General features: G+C 69.0%; 13 protein-coding genes. 6 read left to right on the top strand and 7 right to left on the bottom strand.

What is annotated here, in order from left to right; translation table 11 throughout:
• Window positions 1–143 precede the first annotated feature (143 nt).
• Entirely contained in the window at window positions 144–1,340 is a 1,197-nt protein-coding gene (locus OV287_RS10640) for a type II secretion system F family protein (protein ID WP_267533901.1), read from the top strand.
• 1 nt (window position 1,341) lies between these two features.
• Here OV287_RS10640 and OV287_RS10645 read toward each other — a convergent pair whose 3' ends face one another.
• The 3 genes from OV287_RS10645 to hemG form a co-directional block, all read right to left on the bottom strand.
• Window positions 1,342–2,400, bottom strand: coding sequence for a hypothetical protein (locus tag OV287_RS10645; protein WP_267533902.1), 1,059 nt, complete (start codon window positions 2,398–2,400; stop codon window positions 1,342–1,344).
• Window positions 2,401–2,462: 62 nt separating this feature from the next.
• Window positions 2,463–3,512 (bottom strand): sensor histidine kinase, encoded by a 1,050-nt coding sequence (locus OV287_RS10650; RefSeq protein WP_267533903.1) that lies wholly within the window; start codon window positions 3,510–3,512, stop codon window positions 2,463–2,465.
• A 277-nt stretch (window positions 3,513–3,789) separates the two neighbouring features.
• Entirely contained in the window at window positions 3,790–5,154 is a 1,365-nt protein-coding gene (gene hemG, locus OV287_RS10655) for a protoporphyrinogen oxidase (RefSeq protein ID WP_267533904.1), read from the bottom strand.
• A 99-nt stretch (window positions 5,155–5,253) separates the two neighbouring features.
• Here hemG and OV287_RS10660 point away from each other — a divergent pair, with 99 nt between their 5' ends.
• On the top strand, window positions 5,254–5,955 hold the full coding sequence (locus OV287_RS10660) for an SDR family oxidoreductase (protein ID WP_267533905.1): 702 nt from the start codon (window positions 5,254–5,256) through the stop codon (window positions 5,953–5,955).
• Window positions 5,956–5,968: 13 nt separating this feature from the next.
• On the opposite strand, the gene OV287_RS10665 is transcribed toward OV287_RS10660, so the two are convergent.
• Window positions 5,969–7,015 (bottom strand): IS1096 element passenger TnpR family protein, encoded by a 1,047-nt coding sequence (locus OV287_RS10665; RefSeq protein ID WP_267533906.1) that lies wholly within the window; start codon window positions 7,013–7,015, stop codon window positions 5,969–5,971.
• 220 nt (window positions 7,016–7,235) lie between these two features.
• Here OV287_RS10665 and OV287_RS10670 point away from each other — a divergent pair, with 220 nt between their 5' ends.
• Window positions 7,236–8,165 (top strand): Rpn family recombination-promoting nuclease/putative transposase, encoded by a 930-nt coding sequence (locus OV287_RS10670; protein ID WP_267533907.1) that lies wholly within the window; start codon window positions 7,236–7,238, stop codon window positions 8,163–8,165.
• A 4-nt stretch (window positions 8,166–8,169) separates the two neighbouring features.
• On the opposite strand, the gene pdxH is transcribed toward OV287_RS10670, so the two are convergent.
• Window positions 8,170–8,766 carry a pyridoxamine 5'-phosphate oxidase gene (gene pdxH / locus OV287_RS10675; protein ID WP_267533908.1) on the bottom strand — a complete coding sequence of 199 codons (597 nt, stop codon included), beginning with the start codon at window positions 8,764–8,766 and terminating at the stop codon, window positions 8,170–8,172.
• 73 nt (window positions 8,767–8,839) lie between these two features.
• Between pdxH and glgA the strand changes: the two genes are divergently transcribed.
• The 3 genes from glgA to OV287_RS10690 are packed head-to-tail and all read left to right on the top strand — an operon-like array spanning window position 8,840 to window position 11,699.
• Window positions 8,840–10,270 carry a glycogen synthase GlgA gene (gene glgA, locus OV287_RS10680; RefSeq protein WP_267533909.1) on the top strand — a complete coding sequence of 477 codons (1,431 nt, stop codon included), beginning with the start codon at window positions 8,840–8,842 and terminating at the stop codon, window positions 10,268–10,270.
• A 35-nt stretch (window positions 10,271–10,305) separates the two neighbouring features.
• Window positions 10,306–11,226: a serine/threonine protein kinase gene (locus OV287_RS10685; protein ID WP_267533910.1), complete on the top strand. Its 921-nt coding sequence runs from the start codon at window positions 10,306–10,308 to the stop codon at window positions 11,224–11,226.
• Window positions 11,223–11,699, top strand: coding sequence for a hypothetical protein (locus OV287_RS10690; protein ID WP_267533911.1), 477 nt, complete (start codon window positions 11,223–11,225; stop codon window positions 11,697–11,699). The genes OV287_RS10685 and OV287_RS10690 overlap by 4 nt, the downstream gene beginning before the upstream one ends.
• Window positions 11,700–11,768: 69 nt before the next feature.
• On the opposite strand, the gene OV287_RS10695 is transcribed toward OV287_RS10690, so the two are convergent.
• Entirely contained in the window at window positions 11,769–12,530 is a 762-nt protein-coding gene (locus OV287_RS10695) for a DUF5953 family protein (RefSeq protein WP_267542324.1), read from the bottom strand.
• Between the two features lies 1 nt (window position 12,531).
• Window positions 12,532–13,164: a DUF6310 domain-containing protein gene (locus OV287_RS10700; protein ID WP_267533912.1), complete on the bottom strand. Its 633-nt coding sequence runs from the start codon at window positions 13,162–13,164 to the stop codon at window positions 12,532–12,534.
• Window positions 13,165–13,327 lie beyond the last annotated feature (163 nt).

Below are 13,327 nucleotides of genomic sequence, written 5' to 3' on the forward strand. Positions count from 1 at the left end.
GCAAGTACCGCGGCGCTCCCTGCGTGGGGGGCGCCATCCGCTGAGTCCCTGGGGGACCCTCGGGTGGAGGGGGGGCCCTCGGGCTTCATGGCTCCGGAGGCCCGGTTGGCAACGGGCAGCCGTTTGCTCCTAACCTGCGGGGGGTGACAGCGCGAGAGAACCCTCCCAAGAACAAGCCTCCCCTTCCCAGGACGGAGCCGCCGGCCTCCCCGGCCAGGTCCCAGGCGAGCGCTCCGGCCCGCGAGGCCGTCCGCTCGGCGCGCCGTCCCATCCCGCACAGCGAGGAGAAGTCATGGCTGGCCAGCGCCTGGGCCCGGCATCCGCTCGTGGCGATGGTGCGGCACCGGCCGCGCCTCACCTTCTTCCAGGGTCTGCACAGCATGATTCGGGCTGGGGTGGCTCTGCCCATTGCGTTCTCGGAGTTGTCCCGGGGCGCGGCGAAGGACCCCTTCCGTCGCGCCGTGGCCCAGGTGGGTGAGGCCGTGGCCGCCGGCTCTGGTCTGGCCGAGGCGATGCGGCAGCAGCCCAGGTGGTTCGAGCCGCAGGTGGTGGAGCTGCTGAACGCGGCGGAGGCCACGGGGACCCTCGAGTCGGCCCTGGCGCGCATCACCGCGCAGCTGGAGGAGGCGCAGCGGATGCGCTGGCGAGCTGTCTCGCTCTGCGCCTATCCCGCTTACCTGCTGGTCGCGTTCATCTTCGGTGGTGCCCTCCTGGACACCGCGAGCAGCCTCATGGCTGCTGGGGGCAAGGGCGACATCCTCCAGGTGTTCGTCACGCACTTCGTCCAGAAGGTGCTGACGGTGTCGTCCTTTGGGCTGGCGCTCTTCGTGGCGCCCCTGGTGCTGGCATTGCCGGCCCTCGAGCCTCACTGGGAGGGCCTGCGCATGCGCCTCCCCGTCCTGGGCCGCTTCCACCGAGAGCAGCAGGCCAGCCGCTTCAGCCTCGTGCTGGGGGTGGCGCTCGGGGCCGGGCTGGAGGCGGGGCGGAGCCTGCAACTGGCGCTCGAGGCCACCGGTAGCTCTCTGCTGCGCGGGCGGGTGAAGCTGGCCGTCCACCGCCTCCGCTCCGGCGCCAGCCTGACGGACGTGGTGGAGTGGCTCGGCGTGCTCGATGGGGAGTCACTCCAGCAACTCGCCACCGGAGAGCGGACCGGCGACCTGGAGCCCATCCTCGCCCAGGTGTCGCGCAGGCACTCGGAGGCCGCGATGCGCTGGCTGCGGACGCTGATGTTCGTGGTCATCACCCTGCTGTCGGTGTTCCTCTTCGCCACCAACATCGGCAAGGTCGTCGGGCTCCAGGGCGGCTACCAGCGTCAGCTCAATAGCCTCATTGAGCAGTAGCTCACGGGGCCGCGTCTCCCGCCACGACCCGGCACCGGTAGGTCCCGAGGAGCCCATTTGCTGGCGAGCAGACGAGGAGCGGCGAAGTCGGGGCCTTCTCGGCAAGGGGTTGAAGCTCCTTCTGGAGCTCGCAAGTGGGCATGTCGGGTGTGTTCCAGGTGCACGTCGCGGTCTGGAGGCTCTCCTTGGGGCCCCAGACCGCCGTGCGGCTCTTCGTCTCGTCGCACACCTCCTGCTCCGGGCCCGGATTGATACACCGGAGCTCTGGCTGGCCTCGGGCCTTGGCACTCGAGGCCTCGAGCCGCTCGCACCACCTCAGTGAGACGCGCTGCCGGCACGTCTCGTCGGTGCTGGCGTCGGGCGTCTGGATCAACTCGAACGGCCGCAGCTCCCGGGACAGGCCCACCGCCGTCATGCGGGTCGGGTCGTCCCAGTTGTAGTACCCCCCCGTCCAGAACGGACGCCCTTCCCGGAGCGCGATCGCGGCCTCGGGGTCTTGCAGGCCCAGGTTGCAGGTGTTGCCGGGAGGAAGGCCTACGAGGTTGGACGTCACCGTGTCGAGGTTGCACGTCTGGCATTGGACCGTCTCGCGCTGGAGCGCCACGGGAACGAGGGGCAGCCTTCCCGTCCTGAGCCAGTCGAGCTCGACCTTCCTCCGGGTGCTGGGGGTGATTGGCCGGGTCCGGGAGCACAGAGTGGTGACCAGGTGCCCTTCGTCCATGAACGCATAGACGAGGTATTCGTCTCCGGTCTTGAACTGGGACTCGCAAGAGCCACCCCCCAAGCTGGAGGGCAGCACGACCTTCGTGCCCAGGGAGCCCTTGAAGCGCTCGATGACCTCGAACGTGGCCTCTGGAGAGCCCCGGCCGAAGAGTCCGAGAAAGCCCCCGCTGCGCTCCACTGACACCACCCGGCCGTGGAACACGGCATCCGCACTGTCCAGGGCTTCGCGGAGGTTCGTCGCCAGGTCACCGGACCCGAAAATGCAGCTACAGGCGTCGGCGGGCACGGGCCAGGTGACGACCATCCAGGTGAGGAACAGGAGGGCACTGACTCTCATGCCTGGGAGCGTACGCGTATCCCAGGAGGGCGCGCGAGTGATGGAGCCGAGCCCGCTGCCGCTCAGGTGACGACGCCGGGGACGGGGCCGGAGCGGGGCAGGGTGACGGTGACGCGGGTGCGCGTGTCGTCGGAGGCGAGGGCAAGGCTCGCGCGGCCCTCGTAGGCGAGGGCGAGCCGGCGCTCCACGGTGGGCAGGCCGCTGCTGCCCTCGCGAGGCCCCTTGGAGGCGCCGGGGTTCTCCAGGGTGAAGACGAGCGCATCCCCCCGCGTCTGGATGGTGAGGGAGATAGGACCCCGGTGGCCAGCGGCGGGCCCGTGCTTCACCGCGTTCTCCGCCAGCGGCAGCAGGACGAGCGGCGGCACGGGGAAGGACTCCAGGCCGGGGGCCACCTCGACGGAGAGCTGGAAGAGGTCCGGGTCTCTCAGCAGGTGCAGCTCGAAGAGGGTGCGCACCAGCTCCAGCTCGCGCTCCAGGGGCCAGGTGGCGGCGCGCACTCCGGCCAGCACGCTGCGCAGCATGGCGGAGAGCCGCAGCACGGCGGCCTCGGCCACCACCCCGTCCGTCTGGCACCACTCGGCGATGGCGTTGAGGGTGTTGAAGAGGAAGTGCGGGTCCAGGTGGCTGCGCAGGGCGAGCAGCTGGGCCTGCTCTGCCTCCACCTCGAGCCGGGCGGCGCGAGCACGCTCCAGGGCGAGGCTCTCCTCGAAGCCGATGTCGCGGCCCAGGCCCCAGCCCCCCACCAGGAAGAGGGCCGCGCAGACGGAGAGGCTGTAGCGGTCGGTGAGGAAGGTGGGCCCCATGTCGAGCACCTTCGGCACCACGGCGCCCACGGACAGGACGACGCCCACGCCCACGGTGGCGTAGAGCAGCAGGCGGATGCCGCCGTGGCTGAAGTCGAGGCCCTCGGGGAAGAGGACGCGGTAGGACACGGGGGCCACGGCCACGCACAGGGCGCACAGCAGGATGCCCAGGGGCGCGGCCATCGGCTCACCGAAGCTGAAGCGGGCCTGGGCGGCCACCAGCGGCAGGCTGATGAGGATGATCGGGAGCAGCCGCCTGGGCACGAAGAGCGCCTTGAGGGTGGCGCGGACGATGGAGCCTTCGTTCATGGCGGACCGGGTGTCAGCATACCACCCCGTCCAGGCCCAGGCGGTGCGGCTCACGTGCGGGCTTCCCTCGTCCCCGACATGCCGAGCGCCAGGGCGCCCAGCAGGACGAGGGGGAAGAGGAGGACGGCCAGGGGGACGAGCAGGGCACGGCGGGGCGGGGCCATGGTTTGCTCCGGACTGTGGGGGGTCATCCACAGATTGTCTCGTCCACCTCTGACATGGGGGACCGGCCGGCCGAGCGGTCGGAAACGCTCGGTGAGCGGTCTCCCGGTGGGCCTCAGCGCGCGAGTGTCTCCGCCAGGGCCTGGGCGTTGCGGACGCAGTCGGTGAGGCCTACGCCCTTGTAGGCGTTGCCGGTGAGGTACAGCCCGGGCAGGCGGGCCATGCCCTCGTCGATGGCCTCCATCCGCGCCAGGTGGCCCACGTTGTACTGGGGGATGCCCCGCTTCCAGTGGAAGACCTCGGTGAAGACGGGCTCGGCCGAGACTCCGGCCAGCTCCCGCAACTCCTCGCGCGCGAGCGTCACCAGGGCCGCGTCGTCCAGCTCCACCAGATCCGGCCGCTTCACCCCGCCCACCATGCACGTGTAGAGGATGCGTCCACCCTCGGCGCGCCAGGGGAAGGTGGCGGAGGCGTGGATGATGCCCAGCACGCGCTTGCGCTCCAGCGTGGGCACCAGGAAGCCGAAGCCGTCCTGCGGTGGCACGGAGCCCGGTGCGTAGCCCAGGTGCACCACCGCGACGGGGGCGTAGGCGATGCCCGCCACCCGTGTCGCGAGCTTCTCGTCCAGTGGCCGCAGCAGCTCCGCCGCCACGTACGCCGGCACCGCCAGCACGACCTTCTCCGCGGCCAGCTCTGCCTGCTGTCCGTGCTCCTCCACCGCGAGCTTCCAGCCGCTCCCCTCACGCCGCAGCTCCACCACCTTCGCCCCGGTGCGCGCCGCCGGTCCGATGGACTGGACCAGGGCGTCCACCAGCACCTGCAGGCCTCCGTCGAAGGAGGCGACCTGGCCCGAGGGTTTTGGCGCGCCTTCGCCCGGGGGCAGCGCTTTGCGCGCCTCGGCCTGCGTCCGCACCATGCCCAGCACGAGGCTGCGGTGCTTGCGCTCCAGCTCCACCACCTTGGGGAAGATGGCGCCCACGCTCAGCGTCTCCACGTCGCCCGCGTAGATGCCGAGCTGCATCGCGTCCACCAGCACCGCCGTCGCCGTGCGCCCCACGTGCCGCCGCCCGAAGTCTCCCAGCGACTCCTCCCCGTCGGGCCCGCGCCGGGTGAAGAGCTCGCCCATCATCCGCAGCTTCGCCCCCAGCGGCACCACGTCCGACTTCACCAGGGCGGGGGGCGACTGGGGCACGGTCCGCAGCCTGCCTCGCGTATAGATGTAGCGTCGCTTCGCCGCCGGGTCCGCCGTGCGGATGCGCCCTTCGATGCCCAGCTCCGCCGCCAGGGTGCGCAGCGCGGGCTCCCGGTCCACGAAGCTGTTGGGACCCGCCTCGGTGATGAACCCGTCCTGGCTTCGCGACTGGATGTAACCCCCCAGCCTCGGGCCCGACTCCAGCAGCGTCACCCCGGTGCCGCGCGAGCGCAGCCCGTGGGCCAGCGCCAAACCACTGATTCCGCCTCCAATGATTACGACGCTCATGCTTGGTTCCACTCCCAGTGCAATCGGGTTTCCTCCGGCGGTCACTCCCAGGTCAAGTGCCGCAGAGCGGCGTGTCTTTCAGGATGGAGGGCGCGTTTAATGGACGTCATGCGCTACGCCATTACCGGAGCCAGCCGGGGCCTGGGTCTCGAGTTCGTTCGTCAGCTGCTCAACCGAGGAGACTCCATCGATGCGGGAGTCCGCTCTCCTTCCGAAGCACGGCAGCTCCAGGAGCTCGCCCAGGGGTCGGAGGGGCGGCTGCGGCTGCACGCGCTCGACGTCGCCGACCCCAAGAGCGTGGAAGCCTTCGCCACCTCGGTGGGGCAGGGCCAGCCCCTGGACGCGCTCATCAACAACGCGGGCGTCTACGGCAAGGACGGCGCGCTGACCGAGCTCGACTATGAGTCGATGGCCCACACGTTCGCCATCAACACCCTGGGGCCCCTGCGTCTCACCGCGGCCCTGCTGCCGGCCCTGCGGCGCGGCTCGGCGCGGCGCATCATCCACATCACCTCGCAGATGGGCTCCATCGGCGACAACGGCATGGGGGGCTCGTACGGCTACCGCATCTCCAAGGCCGCGCTGAACATGGCCATGCGCAACATGCACGTGGACCTGCATCCCGAGGGCTTCGTCACCATCGGCCTGCACCCCGGCTGGGTGCAGACGGACATGGGCGGCCCCCAGGCGCCGCTGCGCCCCGAGGAGTCCGTGCGCGGGATGATCAACGTCATCGACCAGCTCAAGGCGGAGGATGGCGGGCGGTTCTTCAGCTACGAGGGACAGCAGATTCCCTGGTAGCTCGCGCCTTCTCTCAGGCGTCGCTTGGGTATTGCTTGGGGGCCTTGCCCGTCTTGGCCACCACCCGGGGGTATTTCGCTCGAGGGCTTCGGTTCTCCTGGACGTCCGCGACCGTTACCCGGAAGCGGTGGTCATCACCAAAGTCGTAGCGGAAGATGAACTCGTGGCCCCGGGTGAGCCCGAACGCACCCAGGGGAAGGTGTAGCGGTTCCGGTGAATCGGGCGGCTGCTCCTCCTCGGAGGCCTCGTCGGCGGTCCAGTCGAAGTCGAATGGCGCCTGGTCATAGTCCCTGTCCGGGTAGATGAAGCGGTGGTCTTGAAGGTCTCCGGTGAGCGCGAACTCGTACAGGTGGTCATGGTCCCACCCAAAGGCGTTCAGGATGGCGGAGGCGAGCTGGTCGAGTGATTGGGCGGCTGTCAGCTCCACGGTGCGCGAGGTGCGCCCCAATGAGGCCTTGAAGGCGTAGACCCCGTCGGGCGGCTCGACAGGAACCGGGATGCCTGCGGTGTGTAGCCAGCCGCGGGCGAGGAAGCGTGGCGCGAAGGCCCGGTCTTCGTCCGCCACGCGCTTCAGCGGTGCGAGCGCTGCCTCGTCCAGCCTTCCATCCTCCCGAAGGTGGATGCTTCCGTAGAGCACCGTGGCCTCGGTCCGCACCGTGACATCCGGGTGCACCAGCCAGGCGTCGAGCTGCGCGTGCGCCGCTGCATCTCCCGTCTGACGGGCAATGAACGCGACCGAGGCCACGGCGATCCTCCTGCGCTGGCGTTGAAAGGGGTCTCGCTCCCGGTTGGCCTCCAGCGCGGCGCGGAAGAAGGGGAGGGAGTCCGGGCTGGCCTGTACCCCCACCTGCCCCAGCAGTGCCTCCTCGGTGTGCGTCCGCCCCGTGCCCGTCGCGCTCCACAGGCGCTCGCCGAGCCGCTCGGCCCACTGGCGCTCGTCGGCGCTCAGGCGAGCAACCCGGTGACGGAAGCCGTACAGCCCGGGAATGGCGTTGAAGCCTCGGGGTCCGGCGCTCCGTCCAGCACCTTCTCCAGGGCGGTGAGTGCAGCCAGCAGCCATTGCCGGGCGTCCTCGTCCTCCCACGCTCCGGCCGTCCGGTGGGCGATAGTGAGCGTGCCATACCAGTCGTCGTTCTGCCTCATGGCCTCCCCCAAGCTTGATTCAGAGCCCCACGGCGGAAGTTATCCCACGTCACCCTACGGCGGAAGTCCAGCCGGTGTCCTCGGGTGCCGGCCGGCGGGGAGGCGACAACCGCCCCGAGGCGCGTTACATGAGGGCCATGCGCCCCTTGTTCGCGGACCCGAGAACCGACTTCGTCTTCAAGAAGATCTTCGGTGCCGAGGAGCACAAGCCGCTGCTGATGGCGCTGCTCAACGGCCTGCTGGAGCTGGACGAGGCCCACCGGGTGGTGGAGGTGGAGCTGCTGTCCGCCGAGCAGCGGCCGAAGGTGCAGGAGCTCAAGTACTCCATCGTCGACGTGAAGTGCACCGACGCGCGAGGCACGCACTACGTGGTGGAGATGCAGGTGCTCAACGTGGAGGGCTTCGAGAAGCGCGTGGTGTACAACGTGGCCAAGGCGTACACCGGTCAGCTCGACGCGGGGCAGAGGTATCCGGACCTGGATGACGTCATCGGAGTGACCATCTGCGACTTCGAGCTGTGGCCCCAGCGGGAGGTGCCGGGGGTACCCATGCTCAGCCGATGGCGGATGCAGGAGCAGCACGGGGGCGCGCGGGGCCTGGGTCAGCTCCAGTTCGTCTTCCTGGAGCTACCCAAGTACGACGCGTCGCGTCCACCGCGGACTGTGGTGGAGAAGTGGGCCTATTTCTTCCGGGAGACGCGCAACCTGCAGATGGTGCCAGAGGTGCTGGCGGAGCGGCCCTTCAAGGATGCGCTGGAGGCGGCACGGGTGGCGCGTTTCACGGACGAGGAGTGGGAAGCCTACATCCGTGCTGGCATGGCCCTCCAGGACGAGCGCGGGGCCTTGTCACTGGCACGCAAGGAGGGCCTGCGGGAGGGCCTGCGGGAGGGGAAGCAGGAGGGCCTGAATGCCCTGCGCGAGGCGCTCTCCGAGATGCTTCGGCAGCGCGGGTTGGTACCCGGACCCCAGGAGCAGGCCCGTCTGGAGGGTTGTGAGGACCTGGGCACGCTTCAGCGCTGGCTCGTCCAGGCCCTGACCGCCACGAGTGTCACCGAGGCCCTGCGGTGAGGGCTCACGGGTAGAGGATCTCCGTCCTCCAGCCGTTGCCCTCTCGCAGGTAGACGAGCCGGTCATGCAGCCGGCTCGGGCGCGCGTGCCAGAACTCGATGCGGTCGGGCACCACCCTCAGGCCGGACCAGTGCGGCGGCCGGGGGACCTGCTGTTCCTCGTACTCGCGGGTGAGCTCCTCCACCCGTGCCTCCAGCACCTCGCGCGAGGGCAGGGGCTGGCTCTGCAGGCTCGCCCACGCGCCCACCTGGCTCCCGCGAGGCCGGCTCTGGAAGTACGCATCCGCCTCCTCGTCCGACACCTGCTCCACCCGCCCCTCGATTCGCACCTGCCGCTCCAGCGGTTGCCAGAAGAAGCTCAGCGCCGCCCATGGGTGGCTCAACAGCTCCCGCCCCTTGCGGCTCTCCAGGTTCGTGTAGAAGACGAAGCCCCGCGCGTCGAAGTCCTTCAGCAGCACCACGCGCGTGGACGGCCGGCCCTCGGGCCCTACCGACGCCACCGTCATGGCGTTGGGGTCCACGGGGATGACGCGCTTCGCCTCCTCGTAGAGGGCCGCGAAGCGTTCGATCGGATCCTTGGGAAGTTCCACGCCCCCCACCATACCAACCCGCTCCCGGAGTGCGAGCCGCGTGTTGGGGTTGACTCACGCGTCACACACGGCATCGTCTCATTCCATGAAGATTCTCTACGTGGCCTCCGAAGTCGCCCCCTTCTCCAAGACGGGCGGACTCGGGGACGTGGCCGGCGCGCTGCCCGCGGAGCTCGCGGCGCTCGGTCACGAGGTGAAGGTCGTCACGCCCCGCTATGCCTCCATCAAGGCGGATCGTCTCACCCCCACCGGCCACCACCTGGAGCTGCGCTTCCCCTTCGGCACCCCGCGCGGGCCCATCCTCTCCCTGCGCCAGGCACCCAACCTCGAGCTGCTCTTCCTGGAGCACGAGCACTTCTACGGCCGCGGCGGCATCTACGGGGATGCCTGGGGCGAGTTCGGCGATAACCACCGCCGCTTCGCCTATCTCTCCATCGGCGCGCTCCAGGCCGCCCAGCGCCTGGGCTTTACCCCGGACATCGTCCACCTCAACGACTGGCAGACGGGGTTGACCCCGGTGGCGCTGCGGCGCGGCTACCAGGGCACCCCCCTGGGGCGGGCCAAGACGGTCCTCACCATCCACAACCTCGCCTACCAGGGCCAGTTCGGTAAGGACATCATGGGGGACCTGGGGCTGCCCTGGGAGCTCTTCACCGCCGAGCAGGGGCTGGAGTTCTACGACTCGGTCAACTTCCTCAAGGGCGCCATCCAGTTCTCCGACGCCCTCACCACTGTCTCGCCCACGTACGCCCGGGAGATTCAGCAGCCGGAAGGGGGCGCCAACCTGGATGGGTTGCTGCGCCGGCGCCAGGGGGTGCTCACCGGCATCCTCAACGGCATCGACGTGCACGAGTGGAACCCGGAGACGGACACCTACCTCCCGGAGCGCTACGGGCCGAGGGATTTGACAGGGAAGGCGGCCTGCCGGCGCGAGCTGCTGCGCCGCTTCGGGCTGGACGCGGACTCGCAGGCCCCGGTGTTCGGCATCGTCTCGCGACTGGCCTGGCAGAAGGGGGTGGACCTGCTGCTGGACGTGATGCCCCAGGCCCTCCAGTCGGACATCCGCTTCGTCGCGGTGGGCAGTGGAGAGGGCCGCTACGAAGAGGGGCTGCGCGCCCTCCAATTCCAATTCCCTCAACAAGTGGGAACTTTCATCGGCTTCGACCAGGGGCTGAGCCACCTGGTGGAGGCGGGGGCGGACTTCTTCGTCATGCCCAGCCGCTACGAGCCGTGCGGGCTCAACCAGATGTACTCGCTGCGCTACGGCACCGTGCCCATCGTCCGGGCCACGGGAGGGCTGGCGGACACGGTGGAGGGAGGGATGGACGGGGATGGCATCCTCTTCGAGGCCTTCCACCCGGCGGCGCTGCTGGCGGCCCTGCGGCGGGCCCAGGCCCTCTACGCCGAGCCGGAGCGGTTGCTGGCCTTTCGGCGCCGGGGCATGAGCCGGGACTTCTCCTGGGCCTCGTCCGCGCGTAGATATGAAAGGCTCTTCGCCTCACTGCTGACGGAATAGTGGGGCTCCAACGCAAAGCGGAGTAGGCTGGAAACGTGTCGCAGCAAACACCTGACCTGGGTGGGTATGAGGTCGTCGGCCGGCTCGCGGTGGGCGGGATGGCCGAAGTGTACCAGGCACGTGCGAAGCCCACGACGCAGCGCTCGCCGGGAGAGCCGGACGAGGTGGTGCTCAAGCGGCTGTTGCCTGCGTACCGCAACGATGGCGCCTACGTGAAGGCCTTCGTCGACGAGGCGAAGCTCACCGTGCGCCTGCGCCATGCCAACATCGTCCGCACCTTCCGCCTCTTCAAGGCCGGGCCGGACTACCTGATGGTGCAGGAGCTGGTGGCGGGCCGGACGCTGGGCTTCATGCAGGAGCTGCTGGTGAAGGCGAAGGCGGCGATGCCGCCGGAGGCCGCCTGCTACATCTGCTGGAGCGTCCTCAAGGCGCTGGACTACATCCACCGCGCGAAGCTGGGCGAGGGTGGAGCCAGCATCATCCACCGCGACGTCAACCCCGCCAACATCCTCCTGAGCGTGACGGGGGACGTGAAGCTCACCGACTTCGGCGTGGCGGACGTGGAGGGCGTGATGCGCGGGGACGCGGGCGCGCTGCGCGGCACGCTGCCGTACATGAGCCCGGAGCAGGTGCTGGGCCAGACGGTGGATGCGCGGAGCGACCTGTACTCGGTGGGCGTCATCCTCTGGGAGCTGCTGGCCAACCGGCGCCTGCACCTCGCGGAGGGCGAGGCGGAGCTGATGCACAAGGTGCGGGATGCGCGGGCGCCGCTGCTGTCCACGCTCGTGCCGGAGCTGCCGGACTACGCGGTGCAGGTGGTGCGCAAGGCGCTCTTCGCGGACAAGGCCCGCCGCTTCCAGTCGGCCACGGAGTTCATCCGTGCCCTGGAGGTGCTGGCCCGCCGCAACGGGTGGCCGCTCACGGTGGAGGCGCTCAAGCCCCTCCTGGGGGGATGATGCGCCGCTTTCCGCTCCTGGTGCTGTTGCTGCCGTGGCTGGCCGGGTGTGCCGGAGTGACGCTGCGCCCGCATGCGATGGACAAGGCGGTGCGGGTGGAGGAGGTGGGGCTCGCCTTCGCCCCGGACGGCTCTGGAGCGCTCACCCTGCGTCTGGAGGTGGAGAACCCCACCTTCTGGGACGCCGAGGTGACGGGGGTGGACTTCGAGCTGCGCCTGGACGGGAAGCGCTATGCGGTGGGTACGCGCGGGGTGAAGGGCCAGCCCCTGGCCGCGGATGAGAAACGCACCCTTACGGTGTCCTTCCCGCTCCACGTCGAGTCCTCGGCGGGCGCGGCTCCCCGCACGTGGCGGGTAGAGGTGGGCGGCGGGGTGGCGCTGACCTTTGATGAGACGGTACGCCTGCTGCCCTTCCGCGCCGAGCGCTACCTGCGGCTCCAGCACTTCCGGCCAGGAGCGCCCACGGGCCAGTGAGGCGAGGCTCTATTCGTCCTGGGGATGGGTCGGCTCGGCCTCGATATGCGTGAAGGGAGCAGCGCAACCTCAAGGCGCTGAGCGCCCGCCAATCTCTGGGAAGCGCTCGTAGGCCCTCAGGAGCGCGTCGAGGTGGGCGGGGTTGTCCAGGTCGAGCGGCGCATCGGTGAGCCGGACCACCCATCCGCCCGTCGCGGTACGCAGTGCACGCGAGAGCAGGTCCGCGTCGCGCGCTGTGTCCGGAAACCCGATGGCTCGTGCGGCAGTAGCCGACCAATAGTTCAGCCACCCCAGGCGATGCGGAATCTCAGGTGAGCGAATCATCTCTGGGAGCTTGATCGTCGGCAGGCCCCTGGGAGGCGCTTCCCGGTCAGTCCTCCCTCCTCTTGTTTGGCGCGCGATATCAACCCCCGCGCTAAACGGTGTCGCATGCCCCCAGAACGCGCGCCCTGCCTCCGCCACGGCCTCTAGCAAAGCTGCCGCGGCCGCGATGCCGTCAGCCGACAGAGGCAGCGCCACATGGAATTCAAATTGAGCCCGACCCCCAGGACAAAGCCCCGCCGGTATTCCCCATCCCGTTACGCTCACTCGGAAGTCGTTATCGGTGCTGCGCAGCGGCGGCATTTCCCCGCGACTGCTCTCTCGGGCGACGAATGCGTCGCGATCCGGCAACGGGATAAGTTGGCCTTCGTCAGAAATCATCAACCCGATGCGCAAGCCGGGTCGTGCGCGCTCCATCCCACGAACAACAGCCAAGGGGCGGCCATCATCCCCCGCGAGCGCAGGCGCGTAGACGATCATGCCGATTTGATTCTCTTGTGTGGCCGGCATTTCAGCACCAATCCATGACGACGATGAGACCTTCAAGCCTCGAATCCGCGTACTCCAGTGCCTTTTTGTGTTTGGCGCTTCGCACGCCGACCCGGAAGTCAAATCCACATGCCCTCGCAAGCTCACGCTCGATCAGAAAATCACGCACTTGCTTTCTCACCACAATGTCTTGAAGTTCGAGCGGGTATGAGTCGAAGTTGTCAGTCTTCACCTCCCAAAGCACGCCCGCGACAACTTGCAGCGCGTCGAAAGCCTTACCGTTAACGAGCGCGTTGGCGCCACGGAAGGCGTTGAACGGAATTCCGTCAGCACATTTATTATGCAGCCTGTTTCCACCCTTGGGCGGCACCCGTTGAGGTTTGCACTCCGGGCGGCGGTCTCGTTCCGTGACTTCGGTTGGCCCCAGCGGAGGGAAATCCGGTCCTTTGGGCTCCGGCTTGGGCTTTTGTTTCGGCAAGGGTTCCTGCGGAGCGGGCGTTGTTTCAGGCACGGGCCTCGTTTCAGGCACGGGCCCTACCTCGGGGTAGTCCCCACTCAGCTCGTACGCATCCAGAGCTGCTTTGATGGCGAATCCCACCACCACCATGCCCGTGACGACCACCGCGCCTACCACGAGCTCCGGGGCCGCCAGCACGCAGACTCCAAGCCCCAAGGCCGCGGCACCAGCAGAGGCAACCGCACATCTTCCCGTGGTGTCGTGAAACTCGATTCGGTCATGGTCGAGGGCCTGAAAGCACCGCTCCACCAGCACGGGCCAGGGCTGGGATGCCTCCTCGACGACGCACCGCCCCCCGTCC

Source organism: Archangium lansingense, assembly GCF_026626635.1.
In the GTDB taxonomy this organism is placed as follows: Bacteria; Myxococcota; Myxococcia; order Myxococcales; family Myxococcaceae; genus Archangium; species Archangium lansingense.